The following is a 17,738-nucleotide window of genomic DNA, read 5'->3' on the forward strand; positions in this document are numbered from 1 at the left end:
CGCATCCGCGATCCACCCAAAAGTTCCTCCCATGCCGGCGCGGCGGCTGCGGAACACTTGGCCGATCAGTCGCTTGCGCCCGTCCGAACTTCCTGGTTGATGGCCCGGCCGATCCGGGGCTATGTCGGCGGGAGCGTCGGAGAGGTAACCGGATGTCAGCGCTTTCCAAATGGCTGAAGGATGTGCGCTCCAGATTGCCGGAGCATGTGACGGTCGGCCGTCACACCTACGGCGTGACATGGCGAAAGGTCTTGTTCCCTTCGAGGGACGCGCCTCTGCGGGTTGGCGCCTTCTGCTCGGTCGCGGGTCAGGTGCTTTTCATGTGCTCGGGCCAGCATCCGACCGACAGCGCGACGTCATTCCCCATCCACAGCCGATTGCTGAAGCAGCCCGAGCCGGTCTCGAATGGCGGCAGACCGGGCGGCATCACCGTCGGCAACGATGTCTGGATCGGCCATGGCGCCATGATTTTGCCCGGCGTCGAAATCGGTGATGGCGCCGTCATCGGGGCAGGGGCGGTGGTCACGAAGAACGTGCCGCCCTACGCCATCGTCGGCGGTTCCCCGGCAAGGTTGATCAGATACCGGTTCTCGCAGGACATCGTCGTGAAGCTTCTCGCCATCCAATGGTGGCGTTGGGACGATGACAAGGTCAAACGCGAGGCGGGTCTGCTTACCGGCCCGATCGAGACTTTTATCGAGAGGCATTCTGTGGCAGGCACCGCAACGAAATGATGGGCAGCGGTTAGCGGAACGATGAAGTCTTGCTTCTTCCTGGCGACGGATGCCGGCTACTTTCCATATGCCTGCCTGACGGCGCGGCGGATACTGGATGTCTCCACCCCGATCGACGGCTTTCTGCTCTACACCGGTGCGAGCCAGGCGGATCTTGAAGTCGCCCGGCATCTGCTGAAAGGCAAGGTCGAGCTGGTCGATGTCACCGACTTCATGACGAATTTCGGCTTTCGCTTCGGAACCTACAGCATTGCCGCTTACGTTCGGCTTTTCGCCGATCGGTTTCCGGTGTTCGAACCGTATGACCGCATCGCGTATACGGATTGCGACGTTCTCTTCAACCGGGACATCAATGATCTGGCCGGACAGCGGCTGCGCGCTCCGCTGCTCGCCGCGCACGACGACTACATGTATTTCCGGCCCTCTTACCGGCAGAAGCTCAAGCTGGCGGCCGGCGCGCCATATTTCAATTCCGGCGTCGTCGTCTTCGATATGAACGCCGTCCGCGAAAATGCGCTGCTGGAGCGCACGCGAAAGACCGCCATTGACGGAAGGATGAATGATCAAAATGCCCTGAACGTCGCCTTCGAGGGCAAATGGCAGACGATGCATCCAAACTGGAACCTGCAGTCGCTCGGAACGAGAGAATTCCGCTTCTCGCAAGCCTGGGCCAGGCATTTCGCGGGCGGCAAGCCATGGGGCAACCAGGTCGGGGTCGAACTCGACGCGCTGCGCATCTGGCGAGATCTGGCAAGGGAGACGCCCTGGGGCAGGCCCTTCGAGCAGCGCATACCCTTCGAGCGCGGCGTGGTGAAGCGCTTCTTCCGGCGCTTCGACGCGATTGCCGGCCTGTTCGGCAAGGACGTGCAGCGCCGCAGGGCCAGATATGACGGCAGCAGGATGCACGCGATCTATGCCAGGCAGGCAGATGAAGGCGCGATGGCGGTCCAGTTTCCGGAAGTGCTTGGCGGTTTCGCCTGACCAGGGCTGCCTGCTTGCCCGATTGACCATGCGCTGTGGATAGTAACCGTGCGTTTACCATGCTCCGGCGCTGGCGTTGCGGCCCGGCGCCCGACTCGCCGAAATGGGAAGGCCTGAACCCGTCAGGCAGCCCCGAAGCCCAGCGGCCGGCGTTTTCATGTACCCCACGGGATGCGTGCTGTAACGCGTTCCGCAGTATGCGCCGGCCGTAATTTCGCCCCCATGAAAATGGAAGCCCGCCGCGGCAATGGGAAACCGCGACGGGCTTGGTGACGCCCCAACGGGACGCCATGGGAAATCGAGGCTACGCCAGCAGTCCGGCGACCTTGGCCGCCTTACGCAGCGTCTTGCGGGCTTCCACCGGGCTGCGCAGGCCGTCAAGCGCGTCACGGCAGACGCGGCTCGCCGAGCGCCAGGCGCCGTCGCGCGCCTGTCCCGGCCAACGTTGGTCGAGGCATTCCATCGCCTCGAAGCAGCTCGATACCTTGCGCTGGCCGTTTGGCTGGAAATCGATCACGACTGGTTCGGAAAACCAGACATCGTTCATCACTTTCTCCATTGTTATGATCGTCTTTTGGGCAAGCAATCAGCGCCGGATGGCGCCGATGCAGGCCGAGGGCGATTGCCGACCCGCGCGTTAACCAACCACCACGCATTAGGTTCCGAAGAATTTCGAGGCGACGATAGGCAGCGTCGGGACGAGCTCCTCAGCGATTCCGGATGGCCGAAATCGTGTGACCAAAGTCACTGCAGCACCCTCGCGGGCTGCGCTAATGAATCCGCCAGGCTGATGAAACGCGGGAAGACCTCTCATGATTATCGCCGTGCTTGCACTCGCCATGACCGCCGCGACGTTGATGGCGACCGCTTTCGGGCTCTACGACGAGGTCCGGCAAAACCGCTTGCATGCCGAAGCGGATCGGTTGCGCGCGTTTCGAACCGCGTGTCGGTTTCGCGTCAACGCGCGCAACCGATAGGGGCCGGCCCCGCCAGGCATGTTCACCCCGCTTCAGCTGGCCATGTGCCTTTTTCGGGCCGGAATCCTGCTCTCTCCGGCGATGTTCGCGGTGCTGGTGCTTTGTGGCTTTTCTATCGATAGGCAGGCTCGAGCAACACGCCGCCGCCATGTCCTATTCGATCAGCACATGCGCTTCGCGCGCGGCGGCGATGAAGGCCTCCCTGGCGGCGTCAGCCGGGACGTCGCCGCGGATCGCCCGGCGGCAGGCCCGCAGCGCCTCGCCATGCAGCGCGCTGCCGGCATCGCGCCATTGGCCGGTCAGCAGTTCGGCGGCTTGTTCGGCGTTGGATATGTGGCGGATCGAGCCGGAAACGCCGACGGCGACTTCAACCGGCCTGGAGAACCATCCCTGGATCATCGCAACCTCCCGAACATGTCGGAACGCGATGTTCTACCGTTGCGTTCCGCGTCAACTTAACGTGAAGCTGCCTCGCGCGGGCGGAGCACCTTGCTCATCTTCCAAGCGGCCGGCGCGAAAGCTCGATCAGTTCTGCCTCGTCGGTGATGCCGGCCATGTAATTGGCGATGATGCGCGAGGCGCGTGCTTCCTTCTGCTCGGCGGTCTCGCCCTTGATGCTGCCATTCTCATAGACACGGCCAAGCATCGCCGTCTCGTCGGGAGTGAATGTGTTGCGGGCATTGGACGCAATGGACATGGCTTCCTCCTTGAGCCGGGCTCCTTTCTTGCCCGGTTAATATTAGCATGCTTGACGGTTGAGCGTGAGTCGCGGCAAGGCAAGCTTGCCATGCACTTCGGCTGACGCCGCTCTTGCCAGCGGCTGGCCGCCATTTTGCCGAGCCTCGTTATATTCTTGCCGAACGAGCGCTGCGCTGATACGCATTAGCAGCGCGGAATTTTTCCGAGTCTGCATTGACTTGAGCCCGAAAAAACGCCGCGCGTTCTGTCCGAGACCAGCGACTCCGGCGTGGTGGCAACCGGGTTACGAAGGGGTTCTGGTCGAAAAAGAAGCAGGGCAGGTCCCGTGTCGAAATCGGGGCATGCCCACCAACGCTCTGGAACTCTGAAGCCATTTGCCCCCATGGCCTTCGGAAGAGCTGAACCATGGGGAAATCGATGGTTACGAAGAAACTTACCGCCAACGCAGAAAGCGCGGCAGCCTTTCTTGCGGTGATGGGCAACGAGAAGCGTCTGCTCATCATGAACTACCTGGCCGAGGGCGAACTCTCTGTCGGCGTGCTCGCCGACAAGGTCGAACTCAGCCAATCGGCGCTGTCGCAACACCTGGCCAAACTGCGCAGGTTTGGCCTGGTCGAAACCCGCCGCGATCGTCAGATGGTCTACTATTCCTGCAAGTCTTCGGCGGCGCGCGAACTTCTGGCGCTGCTCGACGGCCTGCTGGCCACGGACAAGCCGCTTGCCGGACCGGCAAGGCAGGCCTTCGTCGAGAGGATGCGGCGGCCGCAGGCCGCCTGAACGGACTGCCAAGCGCGGACGAGGCCCGGGGGGCCTTCGTCCGGCGCGGCGCCTTGATGGCCGGGCCGCGTCGCGACGCCGCCCGGCTTTCCTGCACCTCCAAGCCGTTCCGCCGCCCCGCCGGCCGGACAGACGGTACATCACGTTTCTTTGACGGGTGCTGTCTCGACGCCGGATGCTCCCGGCAAGCCGCTGATAGAACGGGCTTTTCCTGCGCGGTCGGGCGCGCGGTCCGACCAAAGTTTACGGATTTGTAAGTCGCCCGGCCAAGCCCTGTTGGCTAGATTTCGAGTCGATCCACACCCCCGGATCATGACGGTGCCGAGCTTCCACTTCGGCTCCGTAAAGAGGCTCGCCGATCCCGGCGAGCCTCTTTCGTTTCTGGATCGGAGCGATTTTGGGAAGGTGCGGGCGGTTTTCCCTACGGACCGCGTCAAAGAGAGAACGGTCCGCCGTTTCCGTGAAACGGCAGACCGCTCTATGGCGACGCCTTCTGTCTGGTGATCACGCTCCTCACCGCCAGCACCAGCACCGTGATGACGATCAGGATCACCGAAAGTGCCGCGATCGCCGGATCGATGTTATCGCGCAGGCCCATCCACATCAGGCGCGGCAGCGTGATCGCATTCACCGAGGTGATGAACAAAGTCACGCCGATCTCTTCCCAGGAGAGCACGAAGGAGAGCAGGGCGGCGGTGACGATGCCGAATTTGATGTTGGGCATGATGACGCGCGTCGCGCGTTCCCACACGCTGGCGCCGAGGCCGCGCGCGGCAAGGTCGATGCGCCGGTCGAGCTGGCTGAGCGAGACCAGGATCAGCACCGTGGCGAAGGGCACTGTCATCACCGAATGCGCCATCGCGACACCCAGCCAGGTGTCGTAGCCGAAGAACGAGGTGAGGCCGGAAACCGAGGTGAGCAAGAAATAGAGCGTCACCGCCGAGACCACCGGCGGCACCACCATCGGCAGCAGCACGAAGCCGACGAGAGCGGCGGTGAAGCGCGGCTGGAACATCCACACCCCGAGGCTGAAGGTGAGGGCAAGCGCGGTGGACAGGATGCTGCTCACCACGCCGATGCGGATCGACAGCAGGATGGAGTCCAGCCAGCGCGGATCCTCGATGAGCGAGCGGTAGTGGCGCAGCGACAGTTCACCCGTCGGCATGGTCAGCATGCGGCTCGGCGTCAGCGACACCGGGATGACGGCAAGCAGCGGCATCAGCAGGAACAGTGCCACCAGCACGGCGAGGATGAGCGAGACGGGGCCGGGACGGTAGGTCGGCATCGCTACACCAACTGCTTCGGTTTGACGTAGCGGAACAGCACCGCCATCAGCGCGCCGACGAACACCACCAGCACGACGCTGATCGCAGCGCCCAGCCCCCAGTCCGGGCTCTGGAAGATGCGCAGATAGATCAGCTCCGCGATCATCACGCTGCGGCCGCCGCCGAGGATTGCCGGCGTGACGAAGAAGCCGAGCGAGAAGACGAAGGTGATCATCGCCGAGCCGATGATGCCGGAGCGCGTCATCGGCACGAACACCGTCCAGAAGGTGCGCATGCGGCTGGAGCCAAGACCGCGCGCCGCGAGCAGCACGCGCTCGTCGAGGCTGCGCATGGCGGAAGCCAGCGGGAACACGGCGAAGGGGATGAGGAAATGCGACATGCCGACGATGACGCCGAATTCGTTGCGCACCAGGGTCAACGGCTCCGAGATGAAGCCGATCGATTGCAGCCAGGTATTGATCAGGCCGCGGTTGGAGAGCAGCGCCACCCAGCCGAACGCGCGGGTGAGTACGGAAATCCAAAACGGCACCAGGATACAGAATTCGGCCAGCACGCGCTGCACGGGGCTGCCGCGCACCCAGACCACGGTGATGGCGTATGCGGCGGTGACGGAGACCGCGGTGACGATCGCCGCGATGCGCAGCGTGCGGATGAACACCGACTGCACCAGGTCATCGGTGAGCAGCGCGTGGTACTGGCCGAGCCCGGGACCGGGGAGCGTAAAGCTCCACTTCACCACGCCGAGGAACGGCCAGGCATAGGCAAGGATCAGGAACAGGAGCAACGGCGCCATCAGCAGCGCCGCGCCCATCCTGTCGGAGAGGGTGCCTCTCATAGGTCTCAAAATCTCTGCCTGATCAGGCAGAGATGATCTTGGTGTATTCGTCGAGCGCCGCGCCGTAGTTCTTGGCGTACCACTCCATGTCGAGCGCGATCTGCTTCTTCATGTTTTCCGGATCGACCGGATTGATGCGCTTCTTGTCGGCCGGGATCAGCGCGTCCGTCGCTGGATTGGCTGGACCCTGGCCGAGCTTGTCGAACATCACCAGTTCCTTCTGCGGATCCTGGGTGCTGGCGATGAACTTCATCGCCGCGTCCTTGCCACCGGGGTTGTTCTTGAGCACCGCCAGCGCGCCGGGCGAGATCAGGCCCTGGTCCCAGATGAACTTGATCTGGCCGCCGGAATCCTGCTCGATCAGCGAGGCGCGTGTCGACCAGACGATCGCCATCGAGGCTTCGCCGTTGAGCAGCACGCTCTGGCTCTCGGCGCCGCCGCCCCAATAGGAGACGACGTTCTCCTTGAAGGCGGCGATCTTGTCATGCGCGCGCTTCAGATCGAGCGGATAGAGCGAGGCGGGCGCCACGCCGTCGGCCAACAAGGCGGCTTCCCAGCTCGACACGCCCCATTTGTAGAGCGAACGCTTGCCCGGGAATTTCTTGACGTCGAAGAAGTCGGCCATGCCGGTCGGCGCGTTGGAGCCGAATTTCTGCGAGTCGTAGGCGATCACATAGGAGAAGAAATAGGTGGACGCGGCATATTCCCAGCCGAAGCCCGGCCGCATCTTGCTCTTGTCGACGACCTTGTAGTCGATCGGCTCGAGCATGCCCTGGCCGCCCAGCGTGATGGCCGAGAACGGATCGACGTCGACCAGGTCCCAGGTCGGCGCGCCGCTCTTGAACTGCGCGGCGATCGCGCCTTCCGTCGGCCCCGAGCCGTCCATCTTGACCGGGATGCCCGTGTCCTTGGTGAAGGCCTGGCCATAGGCGGCGTCGTAAGCCGTGATGGCGTCGCCGCCCCAGTTGACCAGCACCAGCCCTTTGGTCTCGGCATAAGCGCCGGTCGAGCGCAACAGCATCGGCGTGCCGGCGAGCACGAGGCCCGCGAGCTGCGCGAACTGGCGCCGCGAGATCTCGCCGCGCTTCGCCCGCCCGGCAAGGTTTTCCATTGCCTGTTTCTTCGTGTCGTTCGTCATGTCAGTTCCCCTTGTTGTCGTTGATTTGAACCGGAAGCTGGTGCGGCGATTTCAGGCCGCAGCAGCGCTGTCTACTGTCCTCCGTCCGGAAGGAGGAAACCCTTCTCCGCCGGCCAGGTCAGCCAGACGGAATTGCCCTTGCTCAGGGCCGCGGCCGCGACCTCGTTCGGCACCGAGACGGTCACCCTGGCGCCCTGGCGCGTGGTGAGGTCGAGCTTGGTCGCGGCACCCAGATAGGTCGAGGCCACGGCCGTCGCGGCGATGCCGTTCTCATTGACCGACGCTTCCGGCGCGATCGACATGTCCTCGGGACGGATGGCGAGGATCGCGTCGCCTTTGATCGCCTCCGCCTTGCAGCGCATGTTGACCGCGCGGTCCTCGCAGAGCCCGGTGGCGCCATTGTCGGCGGGGCGCACGCCCTTCACCGGCAGCATGTTGATCTCGCCCAGGAACTCGGCGACGAAGCGGTTGGCCGGCCTGTCATAGACTTCATCCGGCCTGCCCACCTGCAAGAGCTTGCCATGGTTGAAGATGGCGACGCGCGATGACAGCGCCAGCGCCTCGCTCTGATCGTGGGTGACGAAGACGAAGGTGGTGCCGGTCTCCTGATGCAGCCGCTTCATCTCGGCCTGCATCTGGCCGCGCAGGCTCTTGTCTAGTGCCGAGAACGGCTCGTCCAGCAAGAGCACACCCGGTTCGAAGACCAGCGCGCGGGCAAGCGCGACGCGCTGCTGCTGGCCGCCGGAAAGCTGCGCCGGCAGCTTTTTCTGATGGCCCTTGAGACCGACGCGCTCGATCATCTCGCCGACACGGTTCTTGATCTCGGCGGCGGATTTCTTGCGCACCTTGAGCGGGAACGCGATGTTCTGTTCCACACTCATATGCGGGAACAAGGCATAGCCCTGGAACACCATGCCGGCGGCGCGCTGCTCGGCAGGCCGGTTGGTGATGTCGACGCCGTCGCTGAAAAGCTTGCCCTCGCTCGGCTGCACGAAGCCGGCAAGGATCATCAGGAAAGTGGTCTTGCCCGAGCCGGAGGGGCCAAGCAGCGTCAGGAACTCGCCGCGGCCGATATCGAGCGACAGATTGTCGAGGGCCCGGAACGAGCCGAAGCTCTTGCCGATCCCGTTCGCCTTGATTTCTGCGGCCCGGCCGGGTTGCTGCATCCTGGCTCTTTCCTCAGTTCCCGATGAAATCGTAGGCACGGCGCGCGTTCACCGCAACCGAATAGTTTTCGCCTGATCGGCAAATTTGATTCACGGGTGGCGGGGTTCGTGGGTGGTTGGAGCGTCTGCGGGCGCAAGGCGTTCGGCGCGCACGCCGACGTCCGCGATTGGCGAAAGCGCCCCACGGCTTCGTCATTCCAGGGCGGAGCAAGGAGCGAAGCGACGCGCGCAGACCCTGGAATCCATGCCGTGACTTCTGAGAGCTGCAACGGTGCAGAATTCTGATAGGCCATGCCCTTCGCGATCGTCACGGCATGGATCCTCGGGTCAAGCCCGAGGATGACGACCGGAGAGGGCGGCAGCCCTCAATCTAAAGCCTGCTCTCCGACAGCTTCGCCCTCAGCCAGTCGCTGAAGGCGTTGAGCACCGGGTGCCTGGCCTTCGCATGCTCGAACACCAGGTAATAGGAGCGCGGCGAGGGGACGGTCGCCTCGAACGGCTTGACCAGCCGGCCTTCGCTCAGCGCCTGGCGGCCGGTGAGTTCGTCGCCCAGCGCAATGCCCTGGCCGGCGATTGCCGCCGAGAAGACAAGGTTCATGTCGGAAAAGAAGATGCCGCCTTCCGTATCGGGATTTTCCACCTTGGACAGGGCCAGCCAGCGCGCCCAGTCCTCGGTGTCGGAAAGATGGAGCAGGCTGGCGCGCAGCACGTCGGCGGGTTTGGAAAAGCCGCCGACCTTGTTGAGCAGTCTCGGGCTGCAGAGCGGCGTGAAGGAGACCTCGCAGAGCAGCTCCACAGCCCGGTTCGGCCAGTTGCCGACGCCGAAGGCGATGAAGGCGTCGGCATCCGGATTGCTGACATCGTCGAGTCGCCGCGGTGTAAGCACCGAGAGCGCCACGTCCGGATACATCTGCTGGAACTCGCCGATATGGGTGCACAGGAACATCGAGGCGAAGCCCGGCGGGCAGGAAATAGCGAATGAGCCGCCGACCCCGGCGCCGCTGTTCTGCGTCCCCGCGTCGCCGAGCACGGTCAGCGCCTTCCTGACGTCGGCCGCGTAGCGCTGGCCGCGAGGCGTCAGCGCCACGCCCTTGCCGATGCGCTGCAACAGATCGAAACCGAGGTCGCGCTCGAGCAGCCGAAGCTGGTGCGAGACGGCGCTGCGGGTGAGGTGAAGCTCGTCGGCGGCGCGCCACACGCTGCCATGACGGGCAAAACTGTCTAGGGCGCGCAGCGCCTGCGTGGACGGTATTCGCAAGAGGCCTCAGGTGAACCGAATTTGCACGAGCCGGGAAAACATATCACTTTTTGACGAGCCGCTTCACTGCTTTCTTTGCGGCATGGACAAACCGGTGACGAGTTCCGCGCAGGAAACCGCGCTTGCCACGATCGACAGCATCCAGCCGCTGCTGTCGGCCTGGACGCGTACCATCTTCGATCTCGGCGAAACCGCCTGGCGCGAGTACCAGTCGGCGGCCTGGTATGTGGACCGGCTGAAGCGCGAGGGCTTCTCGGTCGAGGAAGGGTCGGCCGGCATGCCGACCGCCTTCTGCGCGCATTGGACGAATGGCGACGGCCCGGCGATCGGCATGTATGGTGAGTACGACGCCGTGCCCGGAAACTGCCAGGACGCAGCAGTGGTGAAGCAGCCGCGGCCCGGTCTGGGTTTCGAAGCGGGTGGTCATACCGATCCGCATTCGGGCCTCGGCATCGGCAGTCTCGGCGGACTTCTGGCCACCAAGGCGGCGATGCTGGAGCATGGCATCAAGGGGACGCTGCGTTTCACCGGCGAGCCGGCCGAGAAGGTGAGGGGCTCGAAGCCGATCCATGCGGCAAAAGGCTATTATGATGGCCTTGCCGGCATGATCTCCTTCCATCCCTTCTACATGCTGCCGCTGTGCAACACCGCGCGCTGGGACACGCATTGCGGCGCGGCCTATTCGATGATCTACCGCTTCATCTGCGACGAGCCCGAGAGCTGGGGTCGCGCGGTAAGCGATGCAGCACCCATCCCGCAGGCGCATTCGGCGGTCAGGGCGCCCGGCGCCAACGACGCGCTGATGATGATGTACATGGCCTCCAAGGCGCTGCGCGATTCCATGCTGACGCATCAGGGCGGCTGGTCGATCAGCGAGGCGATCCTAACGGCAGGGCAGGCGACCGCCGACAACCTTCCCGCCGGCCTTGCCGAGATCCAGTACATGATCCGCGTGCCGACCATTGCCATGGCCGAGCAGGTGACCGCCGTGCTCGACCGCAACGCGGAAGCGGCGGCCAGGATGAGCGGCTGCCGTTACGAGCGCCACTGGGTGTCGAAGTCGCGGCCGGGGCTGGCCAACCACGCCATGGCCGACATCACTTATCAGGCGCTGTCGACCGTCGGCGCGCCGCGCTGGGACGAGGCGGCGAGGGCCATTGCCCGCGAGGTTCAGGTCAATGCCGGCGGCGAGGCGACCGAGAACCCGTTCATCGACGAGCTGGAGCGGCTGATCGCGCCGCAGGAGGCTGAGGCGATCCTGCGCCGCGACCTGCCGCCGTCGCAGGTGAACTCCACCTCCGACGACTACACTGACATGAGCTGGCACGCGCCGACGTCGCGATTCTATGTCGCCCGCCCGGCGCTGCGCGCGGTCAAGGGCCAGTCCTATCCGTCCTGGGCGATGAACGCGCTGGGCGGCATTTCCGCCACCATCGACCCGATGGTCACCTGCGCCGCCAAGACGGTCGCGCTGACGGCGCTGCGCCTGCTGGAGGACAAGGTCGCGCGTGACGCCGCCATGGATGAGTTCGTCAAGCGAACCGGCGGCGGCGTCGGCGGCTCGAACTGGATCGCGCCGCTTTGCGATTACGAACCCCCGATCAATTTCCGCTGGCCGGAATATGTCACCACCGCGCGCGGGCGCGACTGGTGGATCCCGGCCGCTTCCACCGCGTGACCATCAACAGAACATTCCAGAGGAGAACACCATGACCGTCCATGACCGCATCGTCGCCGAGCCGTTCTCGCTGCAGCGCCGCAACCCCAATGGCGGCACCAAGCCGCTGACCGTCTGGGGCTTCGCCAACGAAACCGATGTGCTGACCGACGTGCTGCTCGGCTCGCCCAATTTCCTGCGCCACCTGTCGACCAGCTCGCTGTCGAGGAAACATCTGCGCGAGGCGCCCTGCAACATCCAGATCGCGCAGGCGCAGCACAAGGACCTCGTCGCCGCCTACGAGCATTTCGGCGTCAACATCCACTGGCACGAGCCGACGCCGGAATTGCCGATGCAGGTCTATTCGCGCGACTCCAGCGTCATGACGCCTTACGGCGCCTTCATCACCGCAATGGCCAACTGGTGGCGGCGCGGCGAGAACTACGCCGCGATCCGCACTTATGAAAAGCTCGGCATCCCGATCTACGACATGGTGACGGCCGGCACCTTCGAGGGCGGCGACTTCAACGTCATCGAGGACGGCGTTGTGCTGATCGGCTGCGGCGGCGCCCGCACCCAGGAAGAAGGCGCCCGCCAGGTGAAGGAATGGTTCGACAAGGAAGGCTGGGAGACGCGTCTCGCCTTCATCGACGAGTACTATGTCCATATCGACCTGATGGTGGTCCCGATCGCCGAAAAGCTCACCGCCGTCTGCCTCGCCTGTACCGAGCCCGGCATCGTCGACTGGCTGAAGGGCAAGGGCCACGAGATCATCGACGTGCCCTTCCAGGACACGATGGCGCTCGGCTGCAACTTCATGTCGCTCGGCAAGGACAGGGTGATCGCGCCGACCTCCAGCAAGAGCCTCATCGGCCAGTTGAAGGCGCGCGGCTTCGAGGTCGCGGCCGTCGACATGAGCGAAATCTCCAAGACCGGCGGCGGCATCCACTGCATGGCGCAGGCGCTGAAGCGCGTGCCGGCATAACGGGTTTCAAGGTCCGAAACCACCGAAGGGGAACGCTTACCCCCTGGCCGTCGGGCCAGGGGGATTTCTCTTTGCAGGTCCGGCCTGTCAGGAGACTTTGCCATATCCGTTCCGATCATCCTGGGCCTGGGCTAGGCTCTCGCCATCCTAAAACAGGATTGCCGCAAAGATGATCGTCCAGGCCTGCATCAACGGCGCCCGTCCCGCCGATTTTCATCCAGCATTGCCGCTCGATCCTGAGGCCATGGCGCGCGACGCAGCCGCCTCGATCGCTGCGGGCGCGGCCGAGCTGCATGTCCATGCGCGCGGCGCCGATGGTCAGGAGAGCCTGGCGCCGGAAGCGATGGACAGGACGGTCGCGGCACTGCGCCGCGCCTGTCCAGGCACGCTGATCGGCGTCTCCACCGGCGCCTGGATCGAGAAGGACGATCTGCGCACGCTGGTTGCCATCTCCGGCTGGCGCGAGCTGCCCGACTATGCCTCGGTCAATCTGAGCGAGACGGCGGCGCCCGAGGTGATGGAGGCCCTGCGCGGCCGCGGCGTCGGCATCGAGGCCGGACTGGCCTCGATCGGCGACGCGCTCAGGCTTGCCAGTCTCGACCATGGCGGGCGGGTGCTGCGCGTGCTGATCGAGATTTCCGAGCAGACGCTGGACGAGGCCTTCGCTGTCGCCAACGGCATTGAAAAGGTGCTGCAGCGCGAGGGTATCCACCGCTCGATCCTGCTGCATGGCGAGAACGCGACCGTGTGGCCTTTTGTTCAGCGGGCGGCGCTGCGGAAATTTTCAACCCGAGTTGGGTTGGAGGATGGCAAGGAGTTGCCGGACGGCAGCGTGGCCGATGGGAATGCAGCGCTGGTTGCGGCGGCGGTGGGGATTTATCGCCGAGCGTGACCCGGTTCCTCGCCCCACGAAGTGGGGAGAGGTGGCTCGGCGAAGCCGAGATGGAGAGGGGAGCGCCCTACGAAGGCCCCTCTCCGTCCGCTTCGCGGACACCTCTCCCCGCCTTTGGCGGGGCGAGGAAACGCCCTCACTGCGTATCCGCGTTGGCCCTCAACTCCGCGCGCCTCTCATCAGACACCACGGCGAGGTCCAGCACCTTCTGCAGGCCAGCCGCGTGGCGGAAGGTCGGCTCGGTCTGCGCGCCGCTCTTCACCGCCTCGACGAAGCGCTGGTAGTTGGTCGGGACGGAGCCTGCGTCGAGTTCCTCCCATTTGGCGTTCTCGACATTGGCGCCGATACAAGCCTTCAGCATTGAGCCGTCGAGATTGTGCACCACCTCGACGGCGCCCTTGTCGCCATGGATGCGAAGGCGCAGTTCGTTGATATGGCCGGTGGCCCAGCGGCTGGCATGCACCACGCCGAAGGCGCCGTTGGAAAAATCGAGCGTCATGGCGAAGCTGTCATTGGCGTCGAGCTGGTATTCGCCGATGCGGTTGCCCGGCGCCTTGTCGAAGGCGCGCAGCCGGCAGAAGACATGGTCGATGTCGAGCGCGGCGCCATAGCTGGCGAAATCGAGGATATGGATGCCGACATCGCCCAGCACGCCGTTGGAGCCGTGGCCGCGCGACAGCCGCCACAGCCATTTCGGATCGGTGCGCCAGTCGCCCCAGAATTTCGACACCAGCCAGCTCTGCAGATAGGATGCCTCGACATGACGCACCGTACCGATCTCGCCGGCCTGCACCATCTGGCGCGCCTTCTGCAGCGCGGCCACGTTGCGATAGGTGAGGTTGACCATGTTGACGATGCCGGCGGCTTCCGCCGCGTCGGCCATTTCGCTGGCCTTGCCGAAATTTTCGGCCAGCGGCTTCTCGCACAATACCGGCTTGCCGGCGGCGACCAGCGCCATGGTGGTCGGATGGTGGATGCGATCGGGCGTGACATTGGCGACCGCGTCGAAGCCGCCCCAGTCGATCGCCGCCTCAAGCGAGGTGAAGCGCTTCGGAATCTTGTAGGCGTCAGCGTACTCGCCGACACGAGCCGCATCGACGTCGACCGCGCCGACGATGTTGACCCCCTCGATGGCGCCGAAGCGGCGGGCATGTTCCTGCGCCATCCAGCCGGTTCCGAGTATCAAAAGCCGCATTTTTCTGCTTCTCCGAGCGGTTTGGTTCGATTCAATCATGCGAGGCGAATGTGGCCCAGACGCTGTGTCCGCGCAATCCCAAGCAAAGAGGGAAGCGCTTTTTAGCGGAAGCCGGCCTCGCCATGCGCGTGCAGCTTTGGTCCACGCTCCTCGATCGGCTCCAGCGCCTTCTCGACCGGCACGTTCGGCGCATTGAGAATGGCGGGCTTCGACCCTTGCGGGTTATGCGCCCACTTCACCGCGTTGCGCAGCACCTTGTGCACGGTGGCGTCGTGGTAGGTCGGATAGGTCTCATGCCCGGGCCGGAAGTAGAAGACGTTGCCGGCGCCGCGCCGGTAGGTCAGGCCCGAGCGAAAAACCTCGCCACCCTGGAACCAGGAGATAAAAACGGTTTCCAGCGGCTCCGGCACGGCGAACTGCTCGCCATACATCTCCTCGTTCTCGAGCTCGAAGAACTCGCCGACGCCTTCGACGATCGGGTGGCTGGGGCTGGTCACCCAGAGCCGCTCGCGCTCGCCGGCCTCGCGCCATTTCAGCGTGCAGGGCGTGCCCATCAGCCGCTTGAAGATCTTGGAGAAATGGCCGGAATGGAGCACGATCAGGCCCATGCCCTCCCAGACGCGCTTTGCAACACGCTCGACCACATTGTCGGCGACCGCGCCATGGTCCTTGTGGCCCCACCAGACCAGCACGTCGGTCTCGGCGAGGCGGGATTCCGGCAGGCCGTGCTCCGGCTGCTCCAGCGTGGCGGTCGAGGCGGAAATCGCCTTGTCGGCATTCAGCGCCTTGGCGATGGTCGCATGCATGCCTTCCGGATAGATGGAGGCCACCACCTCATTGGTCCGCTCATGGATGTTCTCGCCCCAGACGACAGCGCGAATTGTCATGGATTGCCTCGTGAATGGTTGGGAGCCGCCCCGGCGGTCATAGATAGCGCCTTCGCCCGGTATTGAAAGCGGTTTTCGACCGTCGCTTCGCCGTGCACGGAGCCCGGCGCGAAAGTATCCTTATCGGCCAACGATATACGTCCTTATGATCGACATTGATTCAACCGCCGCATAGCCGATTGGCAAGCGCCGCGCCTCGACTACAATGTCAGCCATGGGCGAAGTGCTTGTAGGGACAGCGATCTTTGCTTGCCTGGCCGGGGCCTCGCTGGTCAGCCTGATGGTGCACGAGCGCTTCCCTGCCCACCACCTTGGGGACGACACCAGCGCGGTGGTGCGGCTTGCCGCGAACCTTTTCGTGGTGATGTCGTCGCTTATGCTCGGCCTGATGATCAACTCGGCCAAGAACACATTCGAGTCCATCAACGGCAACGTACACACCTTCGCTACTGATCTCATTCTGCTCGACCGAACGCTCCGGCTCTATGGGCCGGCGGCGGACAGCGCCCGGCAGTCGCTCACGGCCTATGTCCAGCGTGTCGTCGAGACCTCAACGGCCGACAGCGACACGACGGTCGTCCCGAACAGGCTGTCGGAACTGCTGCTCAATCAGGTCGGCGACCTCATGGCGGGATTGACGCCCGCGGATGCCAGGCAAACCGCCACGCAGCAGGCCGCTACACAACAGCTGCAAAAGCTGGTCGAGCAACGCTGGATACTTGCCGAGCAGTCCGAGGGCGCCATTCCTGCGCCGTTGATCGTCCTGCTCGTCGCCTGGCTGACGCTGATCTTCGCCAGCTTCGGTTTCAGGGCGCCGCGCAATGGAACCGTCGTCTTCACATGCCTCATTTCGGCGGCGCTGGTGGCCGCGGCGATCTATCTGATCATTGACATGGACTCGCCCTTTTCAGGCCCGATCCAGATCTCGCCGGCGCCCCTGCAAAGGGCGCTGGCGGAACTGACCGCGCAATGAGTTCACCGGCTGGATTGGCCGAGGAGTTCAATCAGCAGCCTTGCCGCCACCTCGGCGCCGTCGGCGCGGATATTGCCAGCCACTGCCGCCGCTCGAGTGCGGGTTTCGGGCGCCAGCGCCACGTCCAATGCCGCCGACAAGGACTCCGTCGTCGGCACCGGACCGTCATGGGCAGCGCCGATGCCGAGCTGGGCGGTGCGCCTGGCCCAATAGGGCTGGTCGCCGATCTGCGGCACGATCAGCTGCGGCGCTCCCGCCCGCGCGGCGGCGACCGTGGTGCCGGCACCGCCGTGATGGATGACGGCGGCGACGCGGCCGAACAGCGCCTGCTGGTTGACCTCGCCGATGATAAAGCAGTCGTCGCCATCATCGATGAGGCCGAGCCCAGCCCAGCCCTGTGCGAGCACCGCGCGAAGGCCCCTGGCGCGGATTGCCTCGATCGCGGCGCGGCCGGCTTCCCTGGCAACCGATATCGAGCCGAAGCCGACATAGACCGGCGGCGGACCGGCATCGAGGAACGCGTTGAGCCGATCGGGGACGGGCCGTTCGTCCGGCAGGATCAAGGCGCCGGTCTGCACGGCGTCGATCAGGTCCGAAGGCAGCCATGGGCCGAGCACCGGATCGCAGGCGAGCAGGACGGTATCGCCATAGACATAGTCCCGGACATTTTGCACCGGCGGCAGTCCGAGCGATGCGCGCTGGCCGTTGACCGCTTCGCCGAAGAGCGCGTTCTTAGTCCGCATGTCCGTTTCCCACAGCAGCCGGTTGTCGGTCACGCCAGCCGGCAGCGGATGTCCAGGATATTCGTGCGGCCGGTTATGCTGCGACGGCAGCCAGATGGGGCAGAACGTGCCGAGCACGTAGCGCATGCCGCGTTGTTCCGCGACCAGCCGCGCGGCGGCGCAGGATGGGAAGAGGCCGAACGCCACCACCGCGTCGCAGCCTTCGGCGGCCGCGCTCAGCGCCTCATATTGCCTGGCGGCGATCTCGGTCGCCTGGCCGGAGATGAGCCTGGCCCTGTCCTCGGGTGTCGCCGATCGCGACCGGTTGACCATCTCCTTCGCCCATTCGCGCACCGGCGCGAAAGCCGGCGCCAGCGGCACGCCGGCGCGCTCCAGAAGCGCGGCGAACTCCGCGTCGCCCGGCGCGCTCACGCGGGCCTCGACGCCATGCGCCTGCAACGCCGCGCCCAGCGCCGCCAATGGTTCGACGTCGCCGCGCGAGCCGTAAGTCGATAACAAGATCCGCATTCCGTGCTCCGTTTTCTTTTCGGAGCAGCGTTGATACGCCATGCCCGG

At 64.7% G+C, this 17,738-nt stretch carries 19 protein-coding genes; 8 read left to right on the forward strand and 11 right to left on the reverse strand.

The window, feature by feature from the left end; genetic code table 11:
- Window positions 1-152: 152 nt before the first annotated feature.
- Window positions 153-734, forward strand: coding sequence for a CatB-related O-acetyltransferase (locus tag EN852_RS43230; RefSeq protein WP_127878071.1), 582 nt, complete (start codon window positions 153-155; stop codon window positions 732-734).
- 21 nt (window positions 735-755) lie between these two features.
- A complete protein-coding gene (locus EN852_RS25800) occupies window positions 756-1,715 on the forward strand; it encodes a glycosyltransferase (protein WP_127878072.1) in 960 nt (319 codons plus the stop codon).
- Window positions 1,716-2,019: 304 nt separating this feature from the next.
- Here EN852_RS25800 and EN852_RS25805 read toward each other — a convergent pair whose 3' ends face one another.
- The gene (locus EN852_RS25805) at window positions 2,020-2,262 is read right to left on the reverse strand and encodes a DUF982 domain-containing protein (RefSeq protein ID WP_095816412.1); all 243 of its coding nucleotides are present in this window, start codon (window positions 2,260-2,262) and stop codon (window positions 2,020-2,022) included.
- 265 nt (window positions 2,263-2,527) lie between these two features.
- Here EN852_RS25805 and EN852_RS40965 point away from each other — a divergent pair, with 265 nt between their 5' ends.
- Window positions 2,528-2,692, forward strand: coding sequence for a hypothetical protein (locus EN852_RS40965; protein ID WP_189546172.1), 165 nt, complete (start codon window positions 2,528-2,530; stop codon window positions 2,690-2,692).
- A gap of 153 nt (window positions 2,693-2,845) precedes the next feature.
- Here the strand turns inward: EN852_RS40965 and EN852_RS25810 are convergent, their stop codons facing one another.
- Window positions 2,846-3,091 (reverse strand): DUF982 domain-containing protein, encoded by a 246-nt coding sequence (locus EN852_RS25810; RefSeq protein WP_127878074.1) that lies wholly within the window; start codon window positions 3,089-3,091, stop codon window positions 2,846-2,848.
- Window positions 3,092-3,185: 94 nt separating this feature from the next.
- The gene (locus EN852_RS25815; protein WP_095815975.1) at window positions 3,186-3,389 is read right to left on the reverse strand and encodes a hypothetical protein; all 204 of its coding nucleotides are present in this window, start codon (window positions 3,387-3,389) and stop codon (window positions 3,186-3,188) included.
- 419 nt (window positions 3,390-3,808) lie between these two features.
- Here EN852_RS25815 and EN852_RS25820 point away from each other — a divergent pair, with 419 nt between their 5' ends.
- A complete protein-coding gene (locus tag EN852_RS25820) occupies window positions 3,809-4,168 on the forward strand; it encodes a metalloregulator ArsR/SmtB family transcription factor (protein WP_042638109.1) in 360 nt (119 codons plus the stop codon).
- Window positions 4,169-4,646: 478 nt separating this feature from the next.
- On the opposite strand, the gene EN852_RS25825 is transcribed toward EN852_RS25820, so the two are convergent.
- The 5 genes from EN852_RS25825 to EN852_RS25845 all read right to left on the reverse strand — a co-directional run bounded on the left by EN852_RS25825 (window position 4,647) and on the right by EN852_RS25845 (window position 9,851).
- A complete protein-coding gene (locus tag EN852_RS25825; protein ID WP_127878076.1) occupies window positions 4,647-5,453 on the reverse strand; it encodes an ABC transporter permease in 807 nt (268 codons plus the stop codon).
- 2 nt (window positions 5,454-5,455) lie between these two features.
- Complete coding sequence (locus EN852_RS25830) at window positions 5,456-6,289, reverse strand: ABC transporter permease (RefSeq protein WP_127878078.1); 834 nt, start codon at window positions 6,287-6,289, stop codon at window positions 5,456-5,458.
- 22 nt (window positions 6,290-6,311) lie between these two features.
- A complete protein-coding gene (locus EN852_RS25835) occupies window positions 6,312-7,427 on the reverse strand; it encodes an ABC transporter substrate-binding protein (protein WP_127878080.1) in 1,116 nt (371 codons plus the stop codon).
- A gap of 71 nt (window positions 7,428-7,498) precedes the next feature.
- Window positions 7,499-8,593 (reverse strand): ABC transporter ATP-binding protein, encoded by a 1,095-nt coding sequence (locus EN852_RS25840; protein ID WP_127878082.1) that lies wholly within the window; start codon window positions 8,591-8,593, stop codon window positions 7,499-7,501.
- Between the two features lie 370 nt (window positions 8,594-8,963).
- Window positions 8,964-9,851 carry a LysR substrate-binding domain-containing protein gene (locus EN852_RS25845; RefSeq protein ID WP_127878084.1) on the reverse strand — a complete coding sequence of 296 codons (888 nt, stop codon included), beginning with the start codon at window positions 9,849-9,851 and terminating at the stop codon, window positions 8,964-8,966.
- A gap of 82 nt (window positions 9,852-9,933) precedes the next feature.
- Here EN852_RS25845 and EN852_RS25850 point away from each other — a divergent pair, with 82 nt between their 5' ends.
- The 3 genes from EN852_RS25850 to EN852_RS25860 all read left to right on the forward strand — a co-directional run bounded on the left by EN852_RS25850 (window position 9,934) and on the right by EN852_RS25860 (window position 13,385).
- Window positions 9,934-11,529, forward strand: a complete 1,596-nt coding sequence (locus EN852_RS25850; RefSeq protein WP_189546173.1) for an amidohydrolase — start codon at window positions 9,934-9,936, stop codon at window positions 11,527-11,529.
- Window positions 11,530-11,560: 31 nt separating this feature from the next.
- Entirely contained in the window at window positions 11,561-12,493 is a 933-nt protein-coding gene (locus EN852_RS25855) for a dimethylarginine dimethylaminohydrolase family protein (protein ID WP_127878088.1), read from the forward strand.
- Window positions 12,494-12,662: 169 nt separating this feature from the next.
- A complete protein-coding gene (locus tag EN852_RS25860; RefSeq protein WP_127878090.1) occupies window positions 12,663-13,385 on the forward strand; it encodes a 3-keto-5-aminohexanoate cleavage protein in 723 nt (240 codons plus the stop codon).
- Between the two features lie 136 nt (window positions 13,386-13,521).
- Here EN852_RS25860 and EN852_RS25865 read toward each other — a convergent pair whose 3' ends face one another.
- Both EN852_RS25865 and EN852_RS25870 read right to left on the reverse strand, forming a co-directional pair.
- Window positions 13,522-14,580, reverse strand: coding sequence for a Gfo/Idh/MocA family oxidoreductase (locus EN852_RS25865; RefSeq protein WP_127878092.1), 1,059 nt, complete (start codon window positions 14,578-14,580; stop codon window positions 13,522-13,524).
- Between the two features lie 101 nt (window positions 14,581-14,681).
- Window positions 14,682-15,467, reverse strand: coding sequence for a ThuA domain-containing protein (locus EN852_RS25870; protein WP_127878094.1), 786 nt, complete (start codon window positions 15,465-15,467; stop codon window positions 14,682-14,684).
- Between the two features lie 214 nt (window positions 15,468-15,681).
- On the opposite strand from EN852_RS25870, the gene EN852_RS25875 reads away from it, so the two are divergent.
- Entirely contained in the window at window positions 15,682-16,440 is a 759-nt protein-coding gene (locus EN852_RS25875; protein ID WP_127865035.1) for a DUF4239 domain-containing protein, read from the forward strand.
- Between the two features lie 2 nt (window positions 16,441-16,442).
- On the opposite strand, the gene EN852_RS25880 is transcribed toward EN852_RS25875, so the two are convergent.
- Window positions 16,443-17,690 carry a glycosyltransferase gene (locus EN852_RS25880; RefSeq protein ID WP_127878096.1) on the reverse strand — a complete coding sequence of 416 codons (1,248 nt, stop codon included), beginning with the start codon at window positions 17,688-17,690 and terminating at the stop codon, window positions 16,443-16,445.
- Between the last annotated feature and the right edge of the window lie 48 nt (window positions 17,691-17,738).

The sequence above is a fragment of the Mesorhizobium sp. M2E.F.Ca.ET.209.01.1.1 genome (assembly GCF_004010375.2).
In the GTDB taxonomy this organism is placed as follows: domain Bacteria; phylum Pseudomonadota; class Alphaproteobacteria; order Rhizobiales; family Rhizobiaceae; genus Mesorhizobium.

Excerpts from the sequence above, each read along its gene's own strand:
- EN852_RS43230 (WP_127878071.1), top strand. The coding sequence starts at position 153 with ATGTCAGCGCTTTCCAAATGGCTGAAGGATGTGCGCTCCAGATTGCCG.
- EN852_RS25800 (WP_127878072.1), top strand. The coding sequence starts at position 756 with ATGAAGTCTTGCTTCTTCCTGGCGACGGATGCCGGCTACTTTCCATAT.
- EN852_RS25840 (WP_127878082.1), bottom strand. The coding sequence starts at position 8,593 with ATGCAGCAACCCGGCCGGGCCGCAGAAATCAAGGCGAACGGGATCGGC.
- EN852_RS25850 (WP_189546173.1), top strand. The coding sequence starts at position 9,934 with ATGGACAAACCGGTGACGAGTTCCGCGCAGGAAACCGCGCTTGCCACG.
- EN852_RS25830 (WP_127878078.1), bottom strand. The coding sequence starts at position 6,289 with ATGAGAGGCACCCTCTCCGACAGGATGGGCGCGGCGCTGCTGATGGCG.
- EN852_RS25875 (WP_127865035.1), top strand. The coding sequence starts at position 15,682 with ATGGGCGAAGTGCTTGTAGGGACAGCGATCTTTGCTTGCCTGGCCGGG.
- EN852_RS25815 (WP_095815975.1), bottom strand. The coding sequence starts at position 3,389 with ATGTCCATTGCGTCCAATGCCCGCAACACATTCACTCCCGACGAGACG.
- EN852_RS25825 (WP_127878076.1), bottom strand. The coding sequence starts at position 5,453 with ATGCCGACCTACCGTCCCGGCCCCGTCTCGCTCATCCTCGCCGTGCTG.
- EN852_RS25820 (WP_042638109.1), top strand. The coding sequence starts at position 3,809 with ATGGTTACGAAGAAACTTACCGCCAACGCAGAAAGCGCGGCAGCCTTT.
- EN852_RS25860 (WP_127878090.1), top strand. The coding sequence starts at position 12,663 with ATGATCGTCCAGGCCTGCATCAACGGCGCCCGTCCCGCCGATTTTCAT.
- EN852_RS25880 (WP_127878096.1), bottom strand. The coding sequence starts at position 17,690 with ATGCGGATCTTGTTATCGACTTACGGCTCGCGCGGCGACGTCGAACCA.
- EN852_RS25870 (WP_127878094.1), bottom strand. The coding sequence starts at position 15,467 with ATGACAATTCGCGCTGTCGTCTGGGGCGAGAACATCCATGAGCGGACC.
- EN852_RS25805 (WP_095816412.1), bottom strand. The coding sequence starts at position 2,262 with ATGAACGATGTCTGGTTTTCCGAACCAGTCGTGATCGATTTCCAGCCA.
- EN852_RS25810 (WP_127878074.1), bottom strand. The coding sequence starts at position 3,091 with ATGATCCAGGGATGGTTCTCCAGGCCGGTTGAAGTCGCCGTCGGCGTT.
- EN852_RS40965 (WP_189546172.1), top strand. The coding sequence starts at position 2,528 with ATGATTATCGCCGTGCTTGCACTCGCCATGACCGCCGCGACGTTGATG.
- EN852_RS25865 (WP_127878092.1), bottom strand. The coding sequence starts at position 14,580 with ATGCGGCTTTTGATACTCGGAACCGGCTGGATGGCGCAGGAACATGCC.
- EN852_RS25855 (WP_127878088.1), top strand. The coding sequence starts at position 11,561 with ATGACCGTCCATGACCGCATCGTCGCCGAGCCGTTCTCGCTGCAGCGC.
- EN852_RS25835 (WP_127878080.1), bottom strand. The coding sequence starts at position 7,427 with ATGACGAACGACACGAAGAAACAGGCAATGGAAAACCTTGCCGGGCGG.